This window comes from Streptomyces sp. NPDC016459, assembly GCF_040632845.1.
GTDB lineage: Bacteria > Actinomycetota > Actinomycetes > Streptomycetales > Streptomycetaceae > Streptomyces.
In genome coordinates this window covers 826,881-850,200 of the sequence record NZ_JBEYCR010000002.1, presented here as the reverse complement: position 1 = coordinate 850,200, position 23,320 = coordinate 826,881, and the positions used below count along the sequence as shown (strand labels likewise).

The following is a 23,320-nucleotide window of genomic DNA, read 5'->3' as shown; positions in this document are numbered from 1 at the left end:
ATCTTCCCCCTCCGACACGTCCCGCACATCCGGACAGCCACAGCCGCCATCCGGGACACTCTGCGCATTTGAACGCATACGACAGTCAACTGCGCGCCCCGGGGAAAGGACGCGACGCCATGCCGGAGACCGCATCCACCACCCGGGCCCCGGACGCCCTCCTTCCGTCCCTCGCCCCCCTGCTCCACGAATGGCTGCCCAGACAGCGCTGGTTCGCGGGCAAGGGCCGCCGGGTCACCGGATTCACGCTCGAAGCGGCCACCGAGCTGCTGCCCCTGGACGGCCCGGGCCCCGGCCTCCTCCATCTGCTCGTACGGGTCGAACAGCCGAGCCGCCCGCCCGGCACACCCACCGACTGCTACCAGGTGTTCCTGGGCGTACGGAGCCAGCTCCCGCCCCGACTCGCCCCCGCCCTCCTCGGGCGGATCCGGCAGGGGCCGCTCGCAGGACGCGCCGTGTACGAAGGGCTGCGCGACCCGCGGCTCGCCGGCCTCCTCTACGAGCGGCTGCGCACCCCGGGCCGGACCGGCCCCCTGCGCTTCCACGCCACGACCGCGCTGCCCGCCGCGCTCGCGCCCCGCATGCTCGACGCCGAGCAGTCCAACTCGTCTCTCGTCTACGGAGATTCGTTCATCCTGAAGATCTTCCGCCGGATCAGCCCCGGCGCCAACCCCGACCTCGAACTGCCGCTCGCCCTCGCCGGGGCCGGCTGCGCCCGGGTCCCCGCCCCGGTCGCCTGGTTCGAGTCGGGGGCCGCGACCCTCGGCGTCCTCCAGCCCTATCTGCGGGACTCCCGGGACGGCTGGCGGCTCGCGCTCGACGCGCTCGCCGACGGACGGGAGTTCACCGCCGAGGCGCGGGACCTCGGCCGGGCCACGGCCGAGGTCCACCTCGCCCTCGCCAAGGCCCTGCCGACCCGCCGGCTCGGGCGGGCCGAGACCGAGCAGCTGGCGGCCGCGATGGACCGGCGGCTGCACACGGCGGCGCAGGCCGTGCCCGCGCTCCTGCCGCACGTGCCGGGACTGCGGGCCGTCTTCGCCGCGGCGAGCGGCGCGGCCGGCGGCGACGCGGTGCAGCGCATCCACGGCGACCTGCACCTCGGGCAGACCCTGCGCGGGTCCGACGGCGGCTGGGCCGTCATCGACTTCGAGGGCGAGCCGGCGAAGCCCCTGGACGAGCGGCGCAGCCCCCAGCCCCCGGTCCGCGACGTGGCGGGCATGCTGCGCTCCTTCGACTACGCGGCCCGCACCCACCGCCCGTGGAACGCGGAGTGGGCGGCGCGGTGCCGGGCGGCGTACTGCACGGGGTACGCGGAGGTGGCGGGGGCCGACCCCCGCGAGGACCCGGCGCTGCTCCGCGCGTACGAGACGGACAAGGCGGTCTACGAGGTCGTGTACGAGGCCCGGCACCGGCCGGACTGGCTCCCCGTCCCGATGTCCGCCATCGAACGCCTGTCGGCCGGCTCATGACCCCCGGCCTCCGGTCCGTCCGCCCCCCGCCGGCGCCGACCCGTTCGGAGCAAGGGGCGGCGCCGTCCCCGGCCGTCCCGCCTGCGGCGACCCCACCCGCCCCCGTTCGGCCGAGTGTCCCGTCCCCGTACCCCGCCGTTGCGCATCCGTACCCCGTACCCCTTAGGAGGCACCCCGGTGACCGCCCGCCCCGCAGGCAAGACGGCCCGCAGCACGACCACCACCACCACGAAGGCCACGTCCGGCGCGCCCCGGAAGGCGCCACCGCTCGATCCGGGTGACCGGGCCCGGCTGCTCGCCGGGGAGCACCACGACCCGCACGGCGTGCTCGGCGCGCATCCGGTGCGCGGCGGGGTGGTGGTCCGGGTGCTGCGCCCGTGGGCCAGGGAGGTCACCGTCCTCGTCAAGGGCAGGCGCGTGCCGCTGCACGACGACGGCGACGGTCTCTTCTCGGCGCTCCTGCCGCTACTGCGCAAGGTGCCCCCGTACGAGCTGCGGGTCCGCTACGACGGCGACGAGCTGGCCGTGCACGACCCGTACCGCTTCCTGCCGTCCCTCGGCGAGCTGGACCTGCACCTCATCGGCGAGGGCCGGCACGAGGAGCTGTGGACGGCCCTCGGCTCCCGGCCGATGACCCACGGCGGCGTGCCCGGCACCCGATTCGCCGTCTGGGCGCCGAACGCGCGCGGTGTGCGGGTCACCGGTGACTTCACGCACTGGGACGGCACGGGGCTTCCGATGCGCTCACTGGGCTCGACGGGCGTGTGGGAGCTGTTCGTGCCGGGGATCGGGGAGGGCGCGGTCTACAAGTACGACATCACGCGCCCCGACGGTACGCACACGGTCCGCGCGGACCCGATGGCCCGCCGTACCGAGTGCCCGCCGAACACCGCGTCGATCGTCACGGCCTCGCACTACACCTGGGACGACGCGGAGTGGATGGAGCGGCGCGGGGCCCGCCCGCACCACGAGGCACCGCTGTCGGTGTACGAGGTGCACCTGCCGTCCTGGCGGCCGGGGCTCACCTACCGCCAGCTGGCCGAGCAGCTGCCCGCGTACGTCCGCGACCTCGGGTTCACGCACGTGGAGCTGATGCCGGTCACCGAGCACCCCTTCGGCGGTTCGTGGGGCTACCAGGTGACCGGGTTCTACGCGCCGACGGCCCGCATGGGCACGCCGGACGACTTCAGGTTCCTGGTCGACTCGCTGCACCGGGCGGGCATCGGGGTCCTGATGGACTGGGTCCCGGCGCACTTCCCGAAGGACGACTGGGCGCTCGCCGAGTTCGACGGGCGTCCGCTGTACGAGCACGAGGACCCGCGCCGTTCGCACCACCCCGACTGGGGGACCCTGGAGTTCGACTACGGCCGCAAGGAGGTGCGGAACTTCCTGGTGGCGAACGCCGTGTACTGGTGCCAGGAGTTCCACATCGACGGCCTGCGGGTCGACGCGGTCGCCTCGATGCTCTACCTGGACTACTCGCGCGAGCAAGGCGACTGGCTGCCGAACGAGTTCGGGGGCCGGGAGAACCTGGACGCGGTGGCCTTCCTCCAGGAGATGAACGCGACCGTGTACCGGCGCTGCCCGGGGATCATCACGTTCGCCGAGGAGTCCACGGCCTGGGACGGGGTGACCCGGGCCACCGACCAGGTGGGTCCCGGCGGCTTCGGCGGTCTGGGCTTCGGCATGAAGTGGAACATGGGCTGGATGCACGACTCCCTCGCTTACGTGCAGAAGGAGCCGGTGCACCGCAAGTACCACCACCACGAGATGACCTTTTCGATGGTCTACGCGTACAGCGAGAACTACATCCTGCCGATCTCGCACGACGAGGTGGTGCACGGCAAGCGGGCGCTGGTGTCGAAGATGCCGGGCGACTGGTGGCAGCAGCGCGCCAACCACCGCGCCTACCTCGGCTACATGTGGGCCCACCCCGGCAAGCAACTGCTGTACATGGGCCAGGAGTTCGCCCAGGGTGCGGAGTGGTCCGCGGACCACGGCCCCGACTGGTGGCTGCTCGACCCGGCGTACGGGGCGGAGCCCGACCACCGGGGGGTGCGGGACCTCGTCCGCGACCTGAACACGGTGTACACGGCGACGCCCTCGCTCTGGGAGCGGGACACCGCCCCCGAGGGCTTCGAGTGGGTGGTCGGGGACGCGGCCGAGGACAACGTCTTCGCCTTCCTGCGCTTCGACGCGATCGGCTCGCCGCTGCTCGCCGTCTCCAACTTCTCCCCGGTGGTGCGGCACGACTACCGGCTCGGCGTACCGGAGGCGGTGGTCGCCTGGGCGGAGGTCCTGAACACGGACGCCGGGCGGTACGGCGGCGGGGACGTGGTGGGGCGCGACCCGGTGAAGTCGGAGTCGGTGCCGCACCACGGGCGCTCGGCGAGCATCCGCATGACGCTCCCGCCGCTGGCGACGGTCTGGCTGCGGCCCGCCTGACACGGGGGCTCGCCCCTCGGACGCCCCCGGCCCCGCTCCGTGCGGGACCGGGGGCGTCCTGGGTCACGCCCGCGTGCGGATGATCCCGAGCCGCTGGGTCGCCCGGGTCAGCGCCACGTACAGGTCGTTGGTGCCGTGCGCGGAACCGGCCACGATGCCCGCCGGGTCGACGACGAGGACCGTGTCGAACTCCAGGCCCTTCGCCTGCCGGGGATCGAGCAGGACCACCGGCCGGGTGAGGTCGGGGGCCGGGCCGTGGGCGACGCCCGGGAGGGCGGCGACCAGGCCCGGGTGCAGCTCCGGCGGGGCGATCACGGCGATCCCGCCCTCGGCCCGCAGCTCGGCCGCCACCGCGTCGGCGGTCTCCTTCACCGGGTCGTCGACCGTCCGGTCCCAGGGCTCCACGCCCGTGGAGCGCACGGAGCTCGGCGGTTCGAACCCCGGGTCGTCGGCCCGCCGCACCTCGGCCGCGACGGCCATGATCTCGGCGGGCGTACGGTAGTTGACGCCCAGCCGGACGAGTTCCCAGCGGTCGTCCACGTACGGCGCGAGGATCCGCTCCCAGGCGCCGACGCCCGCCGGGTCGCCGGTCTGGGCGGGGTCGCCGACCAGGGTCATCGAGCGGTTCGGGCTGCGGCGCATGAGGAGCCGCCAGGCCATCGCGGAGAGCTCCTGGGCCTCGTCGACGATGATGTGCCCGAACGCCCAGGTGCGGTCGGCGGCCGCGCGTTCGGCGGCGGTGCGGTGGTCGGCCTCCTCGTGGCGCTCGGCGAAGCGTTCGGCGTCGATGATGTCGTGCGCCGAGAGGACCTCGGAGGCGTCCTTGTCCTGCTCCTCCTTGTCCTCGAACTCGTAGGTGCGCGAGGCGAAGGAGACGTCGAGGACGCCCTGCGCGTACTGGATCTGCTTCTGCCGCTCCGCCTCCTCGGCGGCGCGGGCCGCCGAGTCGTCCTCGCCGAGGAGTTCGGCGGCCTCGTCGAGCAGCGGCACGTCGGCCGGGGTCCAGGGCCCGCCGTCGCGCCGGATCACGGCGGCGTCCGCCTCGGGGAGGTGGGTGGGCTCGGTCAGGTAGCCGGCGAGGAACTCCTGCGGGGTGAGCGCGGGCCAGAGGGTGTCGACCGCCGCGTACACGTCGGGGTTCGACGCGATGCCCTTGGCGAGCAGGGCGATGTCGTCGGGGCCGAGGAAGTTGGGGCCGCCGTAGGGGTCGGCGCCGATGCGGTCGGCGAGCTGCTCGGCGAGCGCGTCCAGGATCCGGAAGACGAAGTAGGGGCGGGCGAGGTTGTGCGGGAGGGCGGTCTCGCGGGCCTTGTGGCGCGCCTCCAGGGCCATGTCCCAGTCGATGACCAGGTCACCGTCCTCGTGCGGGACGATGAGCGGCTCGCCGCGCTCGGGCACCTGCTGGCGGTCGCGTACGGCCGCGGCGAGTGCCTCGGCCATGGCGGCGGAGCCCTTGACGGCGGCGGCGCGGGCGGTGTCGGTGCCGGTGGCGCGGACGTCGGGGAAGAGCTCCGCGGGGGTGGCGAGGAGGACGCCGGTTTCTCCGAGGGAGGGCAGGACGTTGCCGATGTAGCCGAGGAAGGCCGGGTTGGGTCCGACGATGAGGACCGCCCGCTTGGCCAGCTGCTCGCGGTGCGCGTAGAGGAGGTACGCGGCGCGGTGCAGGGCCACGGCCGTCTTGCCGGTGCCGGGGCCGCCCTCGACGACGAGGACCCCCCGGTGCGGGGAGCGGATGATGGCGTCCTGCTCGGCCTGGATGGTCTGCACGATGTCGTGCATACGGCCGGTGCGGGCGGCGTCGAGGGAGGCGAGCAGCACCTCGTCGGCGTCGCGGCTCTCGTAGCCGGTGCGGGTGGTGTCGGCGAGGTCGAGCACCTCGTCGTGGAGGCCGGTCACGGTGCGGCCGCGGGTGCTGATGTGACGGCGACGGGAGAGGCCCATCGGCTCGTACCCGGTGGCGAGGTAGAAGGGGCGGGCGACCTCGGCGCGCCAGTCGACGACGAGCGGGGTGCGGTTCGGGTCGTCCTCGCGGATGCCGAGCCGGCCGATGTGGTGGTCACGCCCGTCCTTGAAGACCAGACGCCCGAAACAGAGCCCGCTCTCCCCCGCGTCGAACGCGGCGAGCAGCCCGGACTGCTCGGCGACCATGACGTCCCGTTCGAGCCGGCCCTGGTTGCCGCCGACCCCGGGGGTGCGCAGCGCCCGCTGGACGGCGGCCTCGGCCTGGTCCCTGAGGTCGTCGAGGCGGGTGTGGAGAGCGGTGATGAATTGCTGCTCGTTCCGCAATTCCTCGGTTGACAATTCGACTCCCGGCGCGATACAGTGCATTTATTGAACTTCCCTGCGCCTGTGTTCTTTCCAGGCGCAGAATCCATTAATATACGCGAGGAAATACCCCGACTGTCAATTCTAGTCGGGGTATTTCCGTATGCCCTGCCGGGCGGACACGCCTCCGGGCCTTTCCGGACAGGACCTAGCCCAGGACGTCCTCCAGGTCCTCCAGGAGCCGGCGCTTCGGGCGGGCGCCGACGATCGACTTCACCGGCTCCCCCGACCGGAACACCAGCATCGTCGGGGTCGCGAGCACCCCGTACCGCATCGTCGTCTCCGGGTTGCGGTCCACGTCGATCTCGACGATCCGCAGCCGCCCCGCCTCCTCGGCCGCGATCGCGGCGAGCACCGGCTTCAGCTGCCGGCACGGCCCGCACCACTGCGCGGTGAACTTCACCAGGACCGGCAGCTGCGATCCCAGCACCTCCGCCGCGAAGTCCGCGTCCGTCACCTCGGTCACGCCTCGTGTGGACGTCGTCATCTCCGTCACCCCTCCGTCTCGATCCCTGCGTCGTGTGCGCAGCGGGGCTCCGGGCCGTGCGGCAGCTCCGCCTCGGCCCGCAGCAGCTGGGCGCCCACCTGGGCGCGTACCGCCCGGAGCTGTGCGATCAGCCCGTCGAGCTCGGCGACCTTCCGCCGGTAGACGGCGATCGACGCGGGACAGGAGTCCCCCGCCGGGTGCCCCGCGCGGAGGCAGTCGACGAACGGCCGTGTCTCCTCCAGCTCGAACCCGAAGTCCTGAAGGGTCCTGATCTGCTGGAGGAGCCGCAGGTCGTCCTCGTCGTAGGTGCGGTACCCCTGCTCCGTGCGCCGGGCGGTCAGGAGACCCCGGGACTCGTAGTACCGCAGAGTCCGCGTGGTGGTCCCGGCCCGCTCGGCCAGCTCTCCGATGCGCATGTCCCCGACCGTAGGCCTTGACGCCGACGTCAAGGCAAGGGGGCCGGGAAGCCGGTGGCTCAAGGGGGCGGAAGGAGGGGCTTCCGCGTCACCGGCGACGACAGGACGATGGAGGTCGTGGTCCGGCCCAGGGCCGAGGTCTGCTCCAGGACCTCCTCGAGGTGGACGGTGTCGGTGACGGCGACCTTGAGGATCCAGCAGTCCTCCCCCACCACGTGGTGGACCTCCACGACCTCGGGGCGGGCGATGAGCTCCAGGGTCCGGGGGTGCTTCAGCGTGTACCCGCCGTGCGGGTTCACACGGATGAAGGCCTGGATGCCGTAGCCGAGCCGGGCCGGGGACACATGGGCGCCGTAGCCGCTGACCGCGCCGCTCGCCTCCAGGCGGCGCACCCGCTCGGTCACGGCCGCGGGGCTGAGCCGGACGCGGCGGCCCAGCTCGCTGAGCTTGATCCGGCCGTCGCTCTGGAGGAGGTCCAGGATCCGCCGGTCGACGGCGTCGAAAGCGGCCGCCGAGGTTTCGACGGTGGCGGGACGCAAAGGCCGTGGTTCCTTCGGTACGGCGGCCGGGACTCCCATGTTCTCCCCTTCAGACGGCGGCGGATCAACGTAACACTTGACCCGTGACGCAAGAGAGTGGGAATTGATGGACGTGCTGGTCATCGGCGGGAACCGCTATTTCGGAAAGCGGTTGATCGCCCTTCTGCGGAAATCCGGGCACCGGATCACGATCCTCAACCGGGGCTCCTCCGGCGCCCCGGGGGGAATCGAGCACCTTGTCGCCGACCGGGACGACGAAGCCGCCCTGCAATCCGTCCTGGCGGGCCGTTCCTTCGACGTCGTGGTGGACCAGGTCTGCTACACCCCGCGCCAGGCCGAGATCGCCCGGCGCCTCTTCGGGCCGCGCACCGGACGGTACGTGATGACGTCGACGGTCGAGGTGTACGCGGACGAGGACCGGACCGTACCGGTCGCCGAGGACGCCCTCGACCTGGGCGCGGTCACCGTCGACACGGGCCCCGCCTGGGAGGACCCGCAGTTCCGCGAGGCCCACTACGGGGAGGGGAAGCGGCAGGCGGAGGCGGTCTTCGCGGCGGGGCCGCCCTTCGCGTGGACCTCGGTGCGGGTGGCCCATGTGCTCGGCGGCGACGACGACTTCACCGGCCGGCTCGCCCACTACGCGCGGCGGATCCGGGCGGGCGAACCGATCGCCGTCCCGGTGGTGAACCATCCGGCGACCTACGTGTACGTGGAGGAGATCGCCGCGTTCCTCGCGTGGGCGGTCGAGGAGGACTTCACCGGCCCGGTGAACGCGCATTCCCCCGAGCCCCTCCACACGGCCGACCTCTGTGCGGAGATCGAGAAGCAGGTGGGCGGGCGGACGGTCTTCCGGACGGTGGAGACCGGCGAGGTCTCGCCGTTCTCCTTCTCCCGCGCGTACGCGATGGACAACTCCCGCGCCGTCGCACTCGGTTACTCCTTCTCACCGTCCTCGACGTGGCTCCCCCAGGCCGTCTCCGAGACGCTGACGGTGAAGCGGTGACGCGGTACCGGATGCTGGGGGACGTACGGGTCGGCGCTGTCGGTCTGGGCACCATGCCGCTCTCGATCGAGGGCCGGCCGGACGCGGCGCGGGGCTTCGCCACCGTGCACGCGGCGCTCGACGCGGGCATCACGCTCCTCGACACCGCCGACTCCTACCAGCCGCCGGACGGCGAGCCCGGCGAGGGCGAACTGCTCGTGCGCCGCGCCCTGGCCGCCTACGGGGGCCGCACCGACGACGTCCTCGTCGCGACCAAGGGCGGACGGGGCCGCACGGCCGACGGCGGCTGGACCGTCGACGGCAGGCCCGAACACCTGCGGCGCGCAGCGGAGGCCTCGGCCCGCCGGCTCGGAGGCGGCCCGATCGGCCTGTACCAGCTGCACAAGCCGGACCCGGCCGTCCCGTACGCCGAATCCCTCGGCGCGGTCAGGGAGTTGCTGGACGCGGGGACGGTACGGCTCGCCGGGATCTCGAACGTGGACACCGCGCAGATCCTGCTGGCCCGCGAGGTCCTGGGCGACCGGCTGGTCTCCGTACAGAACCGCTACTCCCCCGCCGTACGGGACAGCGAGCCCGAACTACGGCTCTGCGCCGCACTGGGCCTCACCTTCCTGCCGTGGAGCCCCCTGGGCGGGATCTCGCGCAGCTCCCTCGACGGGAGGTCGGCCCAGGGGAAGGACCCCGGCCTCGGAGCCTTCCACCGAGTGGCGCGGACCCACGGGGTCAGCCCGCAACGGGTGGCCCTCGCCTGGCTGCTCACCCGCGCGGAGACGGTCCTCCCGATCCCGGGCGCGAGCCGCCCGGAGTCGGCCCGGGACTCGGCGGCGGCGACCGATCTCGTGCTGACGGGAGAGGAGTCGGCGGAGCTGGACGGGGGGTGAGGGGGGAGGGGGCGGGCGGGGACCGTCGTGGCCGGGGAGGCGGCCAGGTGGGACCCGTCGCCGGTGGGGAAGCGGCTCGACGGGGACCCCGTACCGGCCGGGACGCGGCCCGGCGGGACCCGTCGTCGACCGGGGGGCGGCTCGGTGGTCGCCGACCGCGAGAAGGGCGACCCCCTTGTAGGGGTCGCCCTTCTCCCGAGGCCCGGATCCGGCTCAAGGCCCGGGACTCGGGGTTTGGGGTGCGTGGTGCGTGCTGCGGGGTTCGTGGTGCGGGCCCGGGGCCGGGGGCCCAGGGGCGCGGTCCGGGGCCGGGGCCGCGGTTCCAGAGGGCTCGGGGGCCCGTGGTCCAGGAGGCCCGGAGCCCGGGGGCCCGTGATCCAGGAGCCGGGGGCCCGGGGTCCAGGAGGCCCGGAGCCGGGGGCCCGGGGTCCAGGAGACCCGGAGCCCGGGGGCCCGTGGTCCAGGACGCTCGAGGCCGCGGTACAGGGGGCCCGGGGTGTCAGACGCCCGCGCGGGCCTTCTCCTCGCCGTCCTCGGCTCGCTGGTCCGGGACGGGGGCCGGGGCGTGGTCGTCGACGAGGGTCTTCTCGTCGAAGGGGACCCGGCCGGCGAGGACCTCGGAGACCCGCGCCCGGTCGATCTCCTTCGTCCAGGTGCCGACCAGCACCGTCGCGACGGCGTTGCCCGCGAAGTTGGTGAGGGCGCGGGCCTCGCTCATGAAGCGGTCGATGCCGACGATCAGGCCCACCCCGTCGACCAGCTCGGGCCGGTGCGACTGGAGGCCGCCCGCGAGGGTCGCGAGACCGGCGCCGGTGACACCCGCGGCCCCCTTCGAAGCGATGATCATGAAGACGAGAAGGGAGATCTGCTCGCCCACCGAGAGCGGGTCGCCCATCGCCTCGGCGACGAACAGCGAGGCCATCGTCAGATAGATCGCGGTGCCGTCGAGGTTGAAGGAGTAGCCGGTCGGCACGGTGATGCCGACGACGGGCTTGCTGACACCGAGGTGCTCCATCTTCGCGATCAGCCGGGGAAGCGCGGACTCCGAGGACGACGTCGAGAGGATCAGCAGGAACTCGCGGCCCAGGTACCTCAGGAGGGACCAGATGTTGATCCCCGCGACCAGCCTGAGGAGCGCGCCGAGCACGACGAAGACGAAGATCGCGCAGGTCAGGTAGAAGCCGATCATGATGACGGCGAGCGACTTGAGCGCGGCGGCGCCGGTCGCGCCGACGACGGCCGCGATCGCGCCGAACGCGCCGACGGGAGCGACCCACATGATCATGCCGAGGATGCGGAAGACGAGCCGCTGGATGTGCCCGATCCCGCGCAGAACCGGTTCTCCGGCGGCGCCCATGGCCTGGAGCGCGAAACCGGCGAGGAGCGCGACGAGGAGTGTCTGGAGGACCTCGCCCTCGGTGAAGGCGGAGACCAGGGTCGTCGGGATGACCCCGAGCAGGAAGTCGGACGTGGACTCGCTCGCGCCCTCGGCCTGCTTGGCGCCGGCCTCGGCCAGCTCCTTGGTGAGGTGGAGGCCGGAGCCGGGTTCCAGGAGGTTGCCGACGAGCAGACCGATCGCGAGGGCGACGGTCGACATGACCATGAAGTAGCCGAGGGCGAGGCCGCCGACGGCGCCGACCTTCGCGGCCTTCCGCACCGAGCCGACGCCGAGCACGATCGTGCAGAAGATGATCGGCGAGATCATCATCTTGATCAGATTGACGAAGCCGGTGCCCAACGGCTTCAGCTCGACGGCGACCCCGGGCGCCAGGAAGCCGACCGCGATGCCCAGCAGCACGGCACCGATGACGGCCAGATACAGATAGTGGGTACGGTCCCGACGTGCGGCCACGGGGTCCTCCTCGTGCTGATGGATGTCCACGTCCCGGTGGACATCCGCGACTATCCATCAGCCTGTGACCCGGGTCACGGTTGCGTACGTTTCGTTCACGACCGAAACGAGGTCGGGCCCCGGCAGGCGGTGAAAGGCCTGGCCGACCGGGAAGGGAACGATTCGGGAACGTGCCGCGACGCCGCACATTCCGCCGTGCACACTTACCCGCATGCGTCTCCCCCTCCCCCACCCCCGCAGCCTGGCCGGCCAGCTCTTCGCGATGCAGGTCGTGCTCGTGGCCGTCGTCGTGGCGGGATGCGCGGTCTTCGCGTACGTGACGGACCTGGCGCAGGCCGAGGAGACCGCCCGGCGCCAGGCCACCGCGACCGCCGCGGCCGTCGCCGACTCCCCGTCCGTGGTCACGGCGGTCCGCTCAGCCGACCCGACGGCGGTGCTCCAGCCGTACGCCGAGTCCCTGCGCCGTCACGCGGGTGTGGCGTTCGTGGTGATCATGGCTCCGGACGGCACCCGCTGGACCCACCCCGAGCCCGCGCAGATCGGCCGGACGTACCTCGGTCACATCGAGGAGGCGGCGGCGGGCCGGACGTACTCGGAGACCCACCTGGGGGTGCTCGGCCCCTCCGTACGGACGGTGGCGCCCGTCTTCGACGACGGCAGGGTCGTCGCCCTCGTCAGCGCGGGCATCACGATCGACGAGATCAGCGAACAGGTACGGGAGCAGGTCACCGCGCTGCTCGGCATGGCGGGCGCGGCGCTCGCGCTCGGCGGGGCCGGGACGTACGTGGTCAACGCGCGGCTGCGCCGCCACACGCACGGCATGAACGCGACGGAGCTGAGCCGGATGCACGACTACCACGAGGCCGCGCTGCACGCGGTCCGCGAGGGGCTCGTGATGCTCGACGGACGGCGGCGGATCGCCCTCATCAACGACGGGGCGCGGGAGCTGCTCGGCCTCGACGACGGGGTCGTCGGCCGGCCCGCGGCCGAACTCGGACTGCCCGCACCACTGACGGGCGCGCTGCTGTCCGCCGAGCCGCGCGTCGACGAGACGCATCTGACGGCGGACCGGGTCCTCGTGGTCAACACCCGGCCGGTGGTGGGCGGGGAGCGGCGCGGCACGGTCGTCACGCTGCGGGACCGTACGGAACTCCAGTCACTGTCCGGGGAGTTGGACTCCGAGCGCGGCTTCACGGAGGCGCTCAGGTCACAGGCCCACGAGGCGGCGAACCGGCTGCACACGGTCGTGTCACTCATCGAACTGGGTCGGGTGGCCGAGGCGGTGGAGTTCGCGACAGCGGAGCTGGAGCTGGCCCAGGCGCTCACCGACCGGGTCGTGGACGCGGTCGGGGAGCCGGTGCTCGCGGCGCTGCTGCTCGGCAAGGCGGCGCAGGCCAACGAGCGGGGTGTGGAACTGGTCCTCACCGAGGACAGCGGCATCGACGACGGACTCGTACCGGCGGCGCTGCCGGCCCGGGACCTGGTGACGATCCTGGGCAACCTCATCGACAACGCGGTGGAGGCGGCCGGCGGGACCCCGCACGCGCGCGTGACGGTCACGGTCGCGGCCCGCGCGGGCGACGGCGAGCTGCTGCTCCGGGTCGGTGACAGCGGCCCCGGCGTCCGCCCGGCCGACCGGGACGCGGTCCTGGGGCGCGGCTGGTCCACCCGCGGCCCCGGCCGGGGCATCGGCCTGGCCCTGGTCGGCCAGGCGGTCACCCGCGCCTCGGGCACGCTGAACCTCACGGACGCGGCGGAGGGCGGCGCGGAGTTCACGATCCGACTGCCACTGCCGGGACGGGGACCTGTCCGGGGCACGGGCCCGGACGCGGGTGGCGCGAACGCCGGTCCGGGCACGGCGACGGACGCGGGTCCTGGCGCCCATCCTGGTGCGGTCCCGGTCCCGGACGCGGGTCCCGGCGCCTCGGCGGACGCCGGTCCTGGTGCGGGCGCGGCGGCGAACGCCGGTGCGACGACTCCCGGAGGCTGTGACCCCATGGGCGCAGCCCCCCTCGCGAGCCCCGCCACCCCCCGCCCCAGGACGGCGGACGGCGGGGCGGCCCGTCCCGTCCCCGGGTCGGCGGACGGCGGGGTGGCCCGCCCCACCCCCGCAGCGGAGGTGTCCGCGTGACCGCGCCGCCGCCTCTGCGGGTGCTCGTCGTCGAGGACGATCCCGTCGCCGCCGACGCCCACGCGCTGTACGCCGGGCGGGTCGAGGGTTTCACCGTCGTCGGGGTCGCCCACTCGCGGGCCGCCGCCGTGCGGGTGCTCGACCGGACGCCGGTCGACCTGATCCTGCTCGACCTCTACCTGCCCGACGGCCACGGCCTGCAGCTGCTGCGCGCGCTGCGCGCCGCCGGGCACTGTGCCGACGTCATCGCCGTGACCTCCGCCCGCGACCTCGCGATCGTCCGCGAGGGCGTGTCCCTGGGGGTCGTCCAGTACGTCCTGAAACCCTTCGCCTTCGCGACCCTCCGGGACCGTCTCGCCCGGTACGCCGAGTTCCGGGCGGCCGCCGGCGAGGCCTCCGGGCAGGACGAGGTGGACCGGGCGCTCGCCACGCTCCGTGCCCCGCACCCGGCCACCCTCCCCAAGGGTCTGAGCGCTCCGACCCTGGAGGCCGTCACCCGTGCTCTCCGGGCCACCGCGGCGGGGCTCACCGCCGCCGAGGCGGGCACGGCGGTCGGGATCTCGCGGATCACCGCCCGCCGCTACCTGGAGCACCTGGTGACCGCCGGCAGGGCCGTCCGCGCCCCGCAGTACGGACAGATCGGGCGCCCGGAGCTCCAGTACCGCTGGCTGGACGGCCCGGCGCGCGGTCACTGACCGTTCCCTTGATCATCGCGCTGGGTTACCAGCGGGTTCCCACGTTCCTACGACCTCGGACGTTGGGGGAACGCACCGTATCCAACCGTCACCCTCCGCACCTACCGTGGCCTGGTGCACCAACCCTCACCACCCTTCAACGCCCTGGCCGCCCGCCGACTGCGCGAGGGCCTCGGCATGGCCCCCGGTCACGTCGCCTACGGCCTGCGCGCGCAGTACGGACTCTTCGTCGACCCCGACACCGTCGTCGCCTGGGAGCGCGGGCGGGCCGCCCCCGGCGAACAGGAGCTCACGGCCCTCGCCGGCGTCCTGTGGTGCTCCCCCGCCGACCTGATCGCCACCGCCACCAGCCTGCGCGAGCACCGGCTCGCGCGCGGCCTCGCCGTCGAGGAGCTGGCCCGGCTGGTGGGCGTCGCCGCCCACGCGTACCAGCGGATGGAGGACGAGGGCCGCTGGCGCGGGACCGAACGCCAGACGGCCGCCCTCGCGGAGGTCCTCGGCCTCGGCCCGCGCGCCCTGATCACCGCGACCGGAGGCGACGAGCGCCTCGCCGAGCTGCTGCGCGACGCCGCCACGACCCGCTGGCAGGCGTATGTGAAACCGGCGGTAAAGATGCTGCCGCTGCCCAAGCGGTCCCTGGAGTCCGCCCTGCAGCGGCTGCACGCGGAGTACCACGCCCGGATGGCGGCGACCAGCAGCTGGGGCGCGTCGGGGGCGACGGGCGACGAGGGGCGCGCGTACCTGGACGGGATCACCGGGCACTTCTGGGCGGCCGTCGGGCAGTGACCTCGGGGCCGTAGATTGGCGCCCGTGAGACGACACGTACCCTTCGAACGACTCCACAACTTCCGTGATCTGGGCGGCTATCGGACCGCCGACGGCGGGACAGTGCGGTGGGGGACCCTCTACCGCTCCGACTCCCTCGCCAAGCTGGCGGACGCCGACCCCGCCGACCTCGCCCGGTTCCGCGCACTGCGCGTGCGGACGGTGATCGACCTGCGCTACCCGTGGGAGATCGTCGCGAAGGGCCGCCTGCCGGAGACCGAGGACGTCTCCTGGCACAACCTCTCCATCGAACACCGCCCCTACGAGCAGGCGGAGATCGACCCGGCCCTCGACCCGTGGCGCTACCTCGCCGACCGGTTCGCCGAGGTCGCCGAGGACGGCGCGGCGGAACTGCGTACGGCCCTGGAACTCATCGCCGCGGCCGACGGACCGCTCGTCTTCCACTGCGCCTCGGGGAAGGACCGTACGGGACTGCTCGCGGCCCTCGTCCTGGCGCTCGTCAGGGTCCCCGACGAGGAGATCCACGCGGACTTCGCGCTCACCGAACTGGCCACCGAACGGCTGGTCGCCGACTGGCGGGCGACGCACCCGGGCCGCGAACTGCGCTGGCCCGGCTACGGCCGGGCACCCGCCGACGTCATCCGGCTGTTCCTCGCGGACCTGCGCGCGCGGTACGGCTCGGTGGACGCGTACGTCACCGGCCACGTCGGCCTCGACCCGACGGTGGTGACGACGCTCAGGGCCCGGCTCGTGGAAGCCCCTTAGGGACGGCGTTCGAAAGCGAAGAGCTGGCCCGTGGCGTCCGGCGCGCAGGGCGCCTGGGCGAGCCGTGCCCAGGCGGCCGTGCGGTCACCGACGACGGTGACGCAGCTTCCGGGCGTCGCCGAGCCGACCGGGACGATCCGGTGGCCCCGTACGGGAGTGCCGTACGGCTCCAGGGCGAAGGCCTCGACCCGGCTCGGGTCCCCGCACTCGGAGTCCTCGTACGCGGCGTCGGGTATCCGGCCGCCGGAGGGTATGCCGGAACAGCCGGGGCCGAAGTCGGGGTGGTGCGAGACGATCCTCCACCGGCCGGCGGCCACCGCCGCGAGCGAGTACAGCGGGAAGCCCGCCTCGGCGCACGGCACCTGGTGGACCTGGCCGGTACGGATGCCCCGCCGCTCCCCGAGACAGAAGTCGGAGCCGACCACCCGTATCCGTACGTCCCCGGCGACCGGGGCGGCGGGAGTCGTGGACGCCGTACGGGGCGGCTGCCCAGCGGGACCGGTGGCGCCGTCCCGGAGGACGGCGACGACGCTGACCCCGGCGAGCACGAGCCCGGCCACCGCGACGGTCGCGACGAGGGCCCGCCGTATCCGGGACGAGACCCCGGGCCGCGCGGCGGGCGGCGCGGCGGCGCTGGGCCAGGAGGGCGGTGGGGCGGAGCCGCCCGAAAGACCCGCGAGCGGGTCCGGTGGGCGGGGCGAGGTGGCGTCCTCCGAGGGGCTCGCGGGCGGGTCCGGAGGAGCGGAGTCGTCCGAGGGGCCCGCGGGCGGGTCCGGTGGGTCGGCCGCCGGGTCCTCCTCCGCCGGCGCGTACGTCCCCCGGCGCGCGAGCTCCCCCCGTACCGTCCGCCAGGCCTCCGTCGCGGCCGGATCGACCCCGCAGGCGCGGACGAAGGAGAGCAGCAGCTCCTCGCGGGGCAGGGTGGGGCGGGACAGCATGTTCGCCACGGTGGACCGGGGCAGGACGTCCCCGTGTGCCTCCGCCCGCGCCGTGAGCTCGCGGTAGGTCAGACCGGACCAGTCCTTGAGTGCCTGGAGGCGCGCGAGGAACTCGGCGGGGGTCCTCGCCCCCCGCGCGTCAGGGATGTGCTCCCCCGGTGCCATGCGCGCCTTCCCTTCCGCCGGACAGGGTTGGGACATGTCCGGGACGGGCCCCAGCCTTGTTGATCTCGCGCTCCGGCTCAAGAGTGGAGACCCGGCATTCGCGGGGGTGATGCCGGGCGCAGCGCAGTGGCCCCGACCGTCCACGGGGGACGGTCGGGGCCACTCGGGCGGGTCCGGAGGGGCAGGCCCTAGAAGACCGATTCCGCCTCGCGGATGCGGTCCGCCGGGACCGTCTTCAGACGGGTCACGGCCTCGGCCAGCGGCACCATCTCGATGCCCGTGCCCCGCAGGGCCGTCATCCGGCCGAACTCGCCGCGGTGCGCGGCCTCCACCGCGTGCCAGCCGAAGCGGGTGGCGAGCACCCGGTCGTACGGCGTCGGCGTACCGCCGCGCTGGACGTGGCCGAGGATGACCGGGCGGGCCTCCTTGCCGAGGCGCCGCTCCAGCTCGACGGCGAGCTGGTTGCCGATGCCCTGGAAGCGCTCGTGACCGAACTGGTCGATCTCGCCCTTCTGGTACTCCATCGAGCCCTCGGCCGGATGGGCGCCCTCGGCGACGCAGATGACGGCGAACTTCTTGCCGCGGGCGAAGCGCTCCTCGACCATCTTGACGAGGTCGTCGATGTGGAAGGGGCGCTCGGGGAGGCAGATGCCGTGCGCGCCGCCGGCCATGCCGGACTCCAGTGCGATCCAGCCGGCGTGGCGGCCCATCACCTCGACGACCATCACCCGCTGGTGGGACTCGGCGGTGGTCTTGAGGCGGTCCATGGCCTCGGTGGCGACGCCGACGGCGGTGTCGAAGCCGAAGGTGCGGTCCGTGGAGGAGATGTCGTTGTCGATCGTCTTCGGGACGCCGACGACGGGCATGCCGGCGTCGGACAGCATCCGGGCGGCGGTCAGGGTGCCCTCGCCGCCGATCGGGATGAGGACGTCGATGCCGTACTCGCGGGCCAGGTCGGGGGCGGACTCGGCGGCCTCGGCCAGCCGGTTCCGCTCCAGGCGGGCCGAGCCGAGGATGGTGCCGCCGCGGGCCAGGATGCCGCTGACGGCGTTCAGGTCGAGGGGGCGGTAGTGGCCGTCGAGGAGGCCCTTGAACCCGTCCTCGAAGCCGATGACTTCGTCGCCGTGGCCGGTGAGCGCCCGGTGCACGACCGACCGGATCACTGCGTTCAGGCCGGGGCAGTCTCCGCCTGCGGTGAGGACTCCGATGCGCATCGTGCTGTGTCTCCTGCTCGGTCGCGGTCCGTGTGAGCCACCGCAATTCTCACACGCCGGACCTGACGGGCGTGCTCGCCGCCCTTCCGCGCGTCCCTTCGGCGGGCCCCGTGGAGGCCTTTCGTCCCGGGCTTCCGAGCCCTTCGTCCGGCGGGCGACGTAACCATTGGCGGGGGTATTGTCAAGGGGGTGATGCGGCCCTATCGGGGCTTTCTGAGGGCAGTGGATTGACAGGCAGGGGACCGGCGGTTGCACCCCGGGTTCCGCAGGACTGGACAGGAGACCACGGCGTGACGCGCAGCGTGTACGTGACCGGGATCGACCGCGGAGACGGCCGCCAGGTCGTCGAGCTGGGAGTCATGGAGCTCCTCACCCGCCAGGTGGACCGGGTGGGGGTGTTCCGGCCGCTGGTGCACGACGGCCCCGACCGGCTCTTCGACCTGCTGCGCGCCCGGTACCGGCTCTCGCAGGACGCCTCGACGGTCTACGGCATGGACTACCACGAGGCCGCCGCGCTCCAGGCCGAGCGGGGCGCCGACGAGCTGGTCTCGCGGCTCGTCGACCGCTTCCACGCCGTCGCCCGCGCCTACGAGGTCGTCCTCGTCCTCGGCACCGACTTCGCCGCCACCCAGCTCCCCGACGAGCTCGCGCTCAACGCCCGGCTCGCCAACGAGTTCGGCGCCTCCGTCATCCCGGTCGTCGGCGGCAAGGGCCAGCCGGCGGAGTCCGTACGGGCCGAGGCCCGCAACGCCTTCCGGGCGTACGACGGACTCGGCTGCGACGTCCTCGCCATGATCGTCAACCGGGTCGCGGGCGAGGACCGCGAGGGCATCGCGGAGCGGCTCACCGCCCGGCTGCCCGTGCCCTGTTACGTGCTGCCGGACGAGCCGGCGCTCGCCGCGCCCACCGTCGCCCAGATCACCCACGCGCTCGGTGCCTCCGTCGTCCTCGGTGACGACGCCGGCCTCGCCCGGGACGCCCTCGACTTCGTCTTCGGCGGCGCGATGCTGCCGAACTTCCTCCACGCGCTGACGCCCGGCTGTCTGGTCGTCACCCCCGGGGACCGGGCCGACCTGGTCGTCGGGGCGCTCGCCGCGCACTCGGCCGGTACCCCGCCGATCGCCGGTGTGCTCCTCACCCTCGACGAGCGGCCGGGCGAGGAGGTCCTCACCCTGGCGGCCCGTCTCGCGCCGGGCACCCCGGTCATCTCCGTACCCGGCAACAGCTTCCCGACCGCCGCCGAACTCTTCGCCCTCGAAGGCAAGCTGAACGCCGCCACCCCCCGCAAGGCGGAGACGGCGATCGGCCTGTTCGAGCGGCACGTGGACACGGCCGACCTGCTCAAGCGGATCTCGGTCGCCCGCAGCGGCCGGGTCACCCCGATGATGTTCGAGCACGAGCTGATCGAGCAGGCCCGCGCCGACCGGCGCCGGGTGGTGCTCCCGGAGGGCACCGAGGAGCGGGTGCTGCGCGCCGCCGACGTGTTGCTGCGCCGTGACGTCTGCGATCTGACGCTGCTCGGCGACGTCGAGACCATCCGCAAGAAGGCCGCCGACCTGAGCGTGGACCTGGCCGGCACCCAGCTGATCGACCCGCAGACCTCGGAGCTGCGGGACTCCTTCGCGGAGAAGTACGCGGCGCTGCGCGCCCACAAGGGCGTCACCGTCGAGCTGGCGTACGACGTCGTCTCGGACGTCAACTACTTCGGCACCCTGATGGTGCAGGAGGGCCTGGCCGACGGCATGGTCTCGGGTTCCGTGCACTCGACGGCCGCGACGATCCGCCCCGCCTTCGAGATCATCAAGACGAAGCCGGGAGCCTCGATCGTCTCCTCGGTCTTCTTCATGTGCCTCGCCGACAAGGTCCTGGTGTACGGCGACTGCGCGGTGAACCCGGACCCGGACGCGGCGCAGCTCGCGGACATCGCCGTCCAGTCGGCGGCCACGGCGGCCCGCTTCGGCGTCGATCCGCGGATCGCGATGCTGTCGTACTCGACCGGCACGTCGGGCTCCGGCGCGGACGTCGACAAGGTGCGGGAGGCGACGAAGCTGGTCCGCGAGGCGCACCCGGAGCTGCGGATCGAGGGCCCGATCCAGTACGACGCGGCCGTGGAGCCATCCGTGGCGGCGACAAAGCTGCCGGACTCGGAGGTGGCGGGGCAGGCGACGGTCCTGATCTTCCCGGACCTGAACACCGGCAACAACACCTACAAGGCCGTGCAGCGTTCGGCCGGTGCCGTGGCCGTCGGTCCGGTGCTCCAGGGTCTGCGCAAGCCCGTGAACGACCTCTCGCGCGGCGCGCTCGTCAGCGACATCGTCAACACGGTCGCCATCACGGCGATCCAGTCCCAGGTCCCCGCCCAGGGTCAGGAGCTCCCCGCATGACCGCCCCCACCCCCGTCCCCGCGGGCTCGTCGGCGTCCGCTCCGACCCGTGTCCTGGTCCTGAACTCGGGCTCCTCGTCGGTGAAGTACCAGCTGCTCGACATGCGCGACGACAGCCGGCTCGCCCAGGGGCTGGTGGAGCGCATCGGCGAGGAGACGTCGCGGCTCGTGCACACCCCGCTCCAGGACGGCGGGGGCGTCAAGCGCGAGAGGAGCGGCCCGATCCCCGACCACGCGGCCGCGCTGGAGGCGGTCGCGGCGGAGCTGGCGGCGGACGGTCTCGGCCTGGACTCCCCCGAGCTCGCGGCGATCGGCCACCGGGTGGTGCACGGCGGGCTGCGGTTCACCGAGCCGACGGTGATCGACGACGAGGTGCTGGCGGAGATCGAGCGGCTCGTGCCGGTGGCGCCGCTGCACAACCCGGCGAACCTCACGGGCATCAGGACGGCCACGGCGCTCCGCCCCGACCTGCCGCAGGTCGCGGTCTTCGACACGGCCTTCCACACCACGATGCCGGAGTCGGCCGCGCGGTACGCGATCGACGTGGAGACCGCCGACGCGTACCGGATCCGGCGGTACGGCTTCCACGGCACCTCGCACGCTTACGTCTCGCGGGAGACGGCGAGACTGCTCGGCAGGGAGCCGGAGGAGGTGAACGTGATCGTGCTGCACCTGGGCAACGGCGCCTCGGCGTCGGCGGTGCGGGGCGGCCGCTGCGTGGACACCTCCATGGGCCTGACCCCGCTGGAGGGCCTGGTCATGGGCACCCGCTCGGGCGACATCGACCCGGCGGTCACCTTCCACCTGCAGCGGGTGGCGGGCATGTCGACGGACGAGATCGACGTACTCCTCAACAAGAGGTCCGGTCTGGTGGGGCTCTGCGGCGACAACGACATGCGGGAGATCCGGCGCCGGATCGACGAGGCCGACGAGCGGGCGGCGCTCGCCTTCGACGTCTACGTGCACCGGCTGAAGAAGTACATCGGCGCGTACTACGCGGTGCTCGGCCGGGTGGACGCGGTGGCGTTCACGGCGGGGGTCGGCGAGAACGCGGCCCCGGTGCGGGAGGCTGCGATCGCGGGCCTGGAGGAGCTGGGGCTCGCGGTGGACACGGGCCTCAACTCCGTACGGTCCGACGAGGCACGGCTGATCTCGCCGGAGTACGCGCGGGTGGCGGTGGCCGTGGTACCGACGGACGAGGAGCTGGAGATCGCGCGCCAGAGTTACGCGCTCGTTCAGAGCACCGCGGGCTCGAACGAGTGAACGCCTGAGCGGCCCCGCGCCCATTTGTACTTTCCGCCAGACGGAATATTCCGCAGTGAAACAAACCGATAGGATCCGCCTCATGCGCCGTTCCAAAATCGTCTGCACGCTGGGCCCCGCCGTCGACTCGTATGAGCAGCTGAAGGCTCTCATCGAGGCCGGCATGAACGTGGCCCGATTCAACTTCAGCCACGGATCCCAGGCCGAGCACCAGGAGCGGTACGACCGCGTCCGGCAGGTCTCCGCCGACACCGGACGCGCCGTCGGCGTCCTCGCCGACCTCCAGGGCCCCAAGATCCGCCTCGAGACCTTCGCCGAGGGCCCCGTCGAGCTGGTGCGCGGTGACGAGTTCACCATCACCACCGAGGACGTCCCCGGCGACAAGTCGATCTGCGGCACCACCTACAAGGGTCTGCCCGGCGACGTCTCCAAGGGCGACCAGGTCCTCATCAACGACGGCAACGTCGAGCTGCGGGTCGTCGAGGTCGAGGGCCCCCGGGTCAAGACCATCGTCGTCGAGGGCGGTGTCATCTCCGACCACAAGGGCATCAACCTGCCCGGCGCGGCGGTGAACGTCCCCGCCCTGTCGGAGAAGGACGTGGACGACCTCCGCTTCGCCCTGCGGATGGGCTGCGACATGGTCGCCCTCTCCTTCGTCCGCGACGCCGACGACGTCAAGGACGTCCACAAGGTGATGGACGAGGAGGGCCGCCGGGTCCCCGTCATCGCGAAGGTCGAGAAGCCGCAGGCCGTCGAGAACATGGAGGCCGTCGTCGCCGCCTTCGACGCGGTCATGGTGGCCCGTGGCGACCTCGCCGTCGAGTACCCGCTGGAGAAGGTCCCGATGGTGCAGAAGCGCCTCGTGGAGCTCTGCCGCCGCAACGCCAAGCCGGTCATCGTCGCGACCCAGATGATGGAGTCGATGATCACCAACTCGCGTCCGACGCGCGCCGAGGCGAGCGACGTCGCCAACGCCATCCTCGACGGTGCGGACGCGGTCATGCTGTCGGCCGAGTCCTCGGTCGGCGCGTACCCGATCGAGACCGTGAAGACGATGTCGAAGATCGTCACCGCGGCCGAGGAGGAGCTGCTCTCCAAGGGCCTCCAGCCCCTGGTCCCGGGCAAGAAGCCGCGCACCCAGGGCGGCTCCGTCGCCCGCGCGGCCTGCGAGATCGCCGACTTCCTCGGCGGCAAGGCGCTGGTCGCCTTCACCCAGTCCGGCGACACGGCCCGCCGCCTCTCCCGCTACCGGACGCAGCAGCAGATCCTCGCCTTCACGACGGACGAGAACACCCGCAACCAGCTCACCCTGAGCTGGGGCGTCGAGTCCTACCTCGTCCCGTTCGTGGAGACCACGGACGCGATGGTCGACATCGTGGACGCCGAACTCCTGAAGCTCCAGCGCTACAACGAGGGCGACACCATGGTCATCACCGCCGGCTCGCCCCCCGGCGTCCCGGGCACGACGAACATGGTCCGCGTCCACCACCTGGGCGGCGGCGAGCGCGCCTGACGCGCCTGACGCGCCTGCCGACGCATGACGAAGCCCCCGTCCGGTGCGGA

Annotated in this window: 18 protein-coding genes; 11 read left to right on the top strand and 7 right to left on the bottom strand. The window is 73.1% G+C overall.

Features of this window, described 5'->3' with window-relative positions; translation table 11 throughout:
• Positions 1-119: 119 nt before the first annotated feature.
• Both ABZ567_RS09570 and glgB read left to right on the top strand, forming a co-directional pair.
• Complete coding sequence (locus ABZ567_RS09570; protein WP_360786305.1) at positions 120-1,469, top strand: maltokinase; 1,350 nt, start codon at positions 120-122, stop codon at positions 1,467-1,469.
• Positions 1,470-1,760: 291 nt separating this feature from the next.
• On the top strand, positions 1,761-3,914 hold the full coding sequence (glgB, locus tag ABZ567_RS09565) for a 1,4-alpha-glucan branching enzyme (protein ID WP_360786533.1): 2,154 nt from the start codon (positions 1,761-1,763) through the stop codon (positions 3,912-3,914).
• Positions 3,915-3,977: 63 nt separating this feature from the next.
• Here glgB and ABZ567_RS09560 read toward each other — a convergent pair whose 3' ends face one another.
• From ABZ567_RS09560 to ABZ567_RS09545, 4 genes are all read right to left on the bottom strand, one after another.
• Positions 3,978-6,215, bottom strand: coding sequence for a UvrD-helicase domain-containing protein (locus tag ABZ567_RS09560; RefSeq protein ID WP_360786303.1), 2,238 nt, complete (start codon positions 6,213-6,215; stop codon positions 3,978-3,980).
• A 172-nt stretch (positions 6,216-6,387) separates the two neighbouring features.
• Positions 6,388-6,726: a thioredoxin domain-containing protein gene (locus ABZ567_RS09555; protein ID WP_360786301.1), complete on the bottom strand. Its 339-nt coding sequence runs from the start codon at positions 6,724-6,726 to the stop codon at positions 6,388-6,390.
• A 5-nt stretch (positions 6,727-6,731) separates the two neighbouring features.
• Entirely contained in the window at positions 6,732-7,142 is a 411-nt protein-coding gene (locus ABZ567_RS09550; RefSeq protein WP_360786299.1) for a MerR family transcriptional regulator, read from the bottom strand.
• A gap of 59 nt (positions 7,143-7,201) precedes the next feature.
• Entirely contained in the window at positions 7,202-7,720 is a 519-nt protein-coding gene (locus ABZ567_RS09545; protein ID WP_360786297.1) for an Lrp/AsnC family transcriptional regulator, read from the bottom strand.
• Between the two features lie 67 nt (positions 7,721-7,787).
• Between ABZ567_RS09545 and ABZ567_RS09540 the strand changes: the two genes are divergently transcribed.
• Positions 7,788-8,684, top strand: a complete 897-nt coding sequence (locus ABZ567_RS09540; protein WP_360786295.1) for an NAD-dependent epimerase/dehydratase family protein — start codon at positions 7,788-7,790, stop codon at positions 8,682-8,684.
• 11 nt (positions 8,685-8,695) lie between these two features.
• Positions 8,696-9,565: an aldo/keto reductase gene (locus ABZ567_RS09535; protein ID WP_360786531.1), complete on the top strand. Its 870-nt coding sequence runs from the start codon at positions 8,696-8,698 to the stop codon at positions 9,563-9,565.
• A gap of 499 nt (positions 9,566-10,064) precedes the next feature.
• Here ABZ567_RS09535 and ABZ567_RS09530 read toward each other — a convergent pair whose 3' ends face one another.
• Positions 10,065-11,417 carry a cation:dicarboxylase symporter family transporter gene (locus ABZ567_RS09530; RefSeq protein ID WP_360786293.1) on the bottom strand — a complete coding sequence of 451 codons (1,353 nt, stop codon included), beginning with the start codon at positions 11,415-11,417 and terminating at the stop codon, positions 10,065-10,067.
• A gap of 211 nt (positions 11,418-11,628) precedes the next feature.
• On the opposite strand from ABZ567_RS09530, the gene ABZ567_RS09525 reads away from it, so the two are divergent.
• From ABZ567_RS09525 to ABZ567_RS09510, 4 genes are all read left to right on the top strand, one after another.
• Positions 11,629-13,548, top strand: a complete 1,920-nt coding sequence (locus ABZ567_RS09525) for an ATP-binding protein (RefSeq protein WP_360786291.1) — start codon at positions 11,629-11,631, stop codon at positions 13,546-13,548.
• A complete protein-coding gene (locus tag ABZ567_RS09520; protein ID WP_360786289.1) occupies positions 13,545-14,243 on the top strand; it encodes a response regulator in 699 nt (232 codons plus the stop codon). The genes ABZ567_RS09525 and ABZ567_RS09520 overlap by 4 nt, the downstream gene beginning before the upstream one ends.
• 177 nt (positions 14,244-14,420) lie before the next feature.
• On the top strand, positions 14,421-15,029 hold the full coding sequence (locus ABZ567_RS09515) for a helix-turn-helix domain-containing protein (protein ID WP_360786529.1): 609 nt from the start codon (positions 14,421-14,423) through the stop codon (positions 15,027-15,029).
• A gap of 24 nt (positions 15,030-15,053) precedes the next feature.
• Entirely contained in the window at positions 15,054-15,794 is a 741-nt protein-coding gene (locus ABZ567_RS09510) for a tyrosine-protein phosphatase (protein ID WP_360786287.1), read from the top strand.
• On the opposite strand, the gene ABZ567_RS09505 is transcribed toward ABZ567_RS09510, so the two are convergent.
• Both ABZ567_RS09505 and ABZ567_RS09500 read right to left on the bottom strand, forming a co-directional pair.
• Complete coding sequence (locus tag ABZ567_RS09505) at positions 15,791-16,897, bottom strand: helix-turn-helix transcriptional regulator (RefSeq protein ID WP_360786285.1); 1,107 nt, start codon at positions 16,895-16,897, stop codon at positions 15,791-15,793. The two genes, ABZ567_RS09510 and ABZ567_RS09505, sit on opposite strands and share 4 nt — an antisense overlap.
• A 188-nt stretch (positions 16,898-17,085) precedes the next feature.
• Positions 17,086-18,111 carry an ATP-dependent 6-phosphofructokinase gene (locus tag ABZ567_RS09500; RefSeq protein ID WP_360786283.1) on the bottom strand — a complete coding sequence of 342 codons (1,026 nt, stop codon included), beginning with the start codon at positions 18,109-18,111 and terminating at the stop codon, positions 17,086-17,088.
• A 290-nt stretch (positions 18,112-18,401) separates the two neighbouring features.
• Between ABZ567_RS09500 and pta the strand changes: the two genes are divergently transcribed.
• The 3 genes from pta to pyk all read left to right on the top strand — a co-directional run bounded on the left by pta (position 18,402) and on the right by pyk (position 23,270).
• Positions 18,402-20,495, top strand: a complete 2,094-nt coding sequence (gene pta, locus ABZ567_RS09495) for a phosphate acetyltransferase (RefSeq protein ID WP_360786281.1) — start codon at positions 18,402-18,404, stop codon at positions 20,493-20,495.
• Positions 20,492-21,757, top strand: coding sequence for an acetate kinase (locus ABZ567_RS09490; RefSeq protein ID WP_360786279.1), 1,266 nt, complete (start codon positions 20,492-20,494; stop codon positions 21,755-21,757). The genes pta and ABZ567_RS09490 overlap by 4 nt, the downstream gene beginning before the upstream one ends.
• A gap of 82 nt (positions 21,758-21,839) precedes the next feature.
• On the top strand, positions 21,840-23,270 hold the full coding sequence (gene pyk, locus ABZ567_RS09485) for a pyruvate kinase (protein ID WP_360786277.1): 1,431 nt from the start codon (positions 21,840-21,842) through the stop codon (positions 23,268-23,270).
• Positions 23,271-23,320: the final 50 nt, after the last annotated feature.

Bases quoted from the DNA above. Each gene is read 5' to 3' on its own strand.
- pyk (WP_360786277.1), top strand. From the start codon at position 21,840: ATGCGCCGTTCCAAAATCGTCTGCACGCTGGGCCCCGCCGTCGACTCG.
- ABZ567_RS09540 (WP_360786295.1), top strand. From the start codon at position 7,788: ATGGACGTGCTGGTCATCGGCGGGAACCGCTATTTCGGAAAGCGGTTG.
- ABZ567_RS09525 (WP_360786291.1), top strand. From the start codon at position 11,629: ATGCGTCTCCCCCTCCCCCACCCCCGCAGCCTGGCCGGCCAGCTCTTC.
- ABZ567_RS09490 (WP_360786279.1), top strand. From the start codon at position 20,492: ATGACCGCCCCCACCCCCGTCCCCGCGGGCTCGTCGGCGTCCGCTCCG.
- ABZ567_RS09550 (WP_360786299.1), bottom strand. From the start codon at position 7,142: ATGCGCATCGGAGAGCTGGCCGAGCGGGCCGGGACCACCACGCGGACT.
- ABZ567_RS09545 (WP_360786297.1), bottom strand. From the start codon at position 7,720: ATGGGAGTCCCGGCCGCCGTACCGAAGGAACCACGGCCTTTGCGTCCC.
- ABZ567_RS09535 (WP_360786531.1), top strand. From the start codon at position 8,696: ATGCTGGGGGACGTACGGGTCGGCGCTGTCGGTCTGGGCACCATGCCG.
- ABZ567_RS09500 (WP_360786283.1), bottom strand. From the start codon at position 18,111: ATGCGCATCGGAGTCCTCACCGCAGGCGGAGACTGCCCCGGCCTGAAC.
- ABZ567_RS09555 (WP_360786301.1), bottom strand. From the start codon at position 6,726: ATGACGACGTCCACACGAGGCGTGACCGAGGTGACGGACGCGGACTTC.
- ABZ567_RS09515 (WP_360786529.1), top strand. From the start codon at position 14,421: ATGGCCCCCGGTCACGTCGCCTACGGCCTGCGCGCGCAGTACGGACTC.
- ABZ567_RS09505 (WP_360786285.1), bottom strand. From the start codon at position 16,897: ATGGCACCGGGGGAGCACATCCCTGACGCGCGGGGGGCGAGGACCCCC.
- ABZ567_RS09570 (WP_360786305.1), top strand. From the start codon at position 120: ATGCCGGAGACCGCATCCACCACCCGGGCCCCGGACGCCCTCCTTCCG.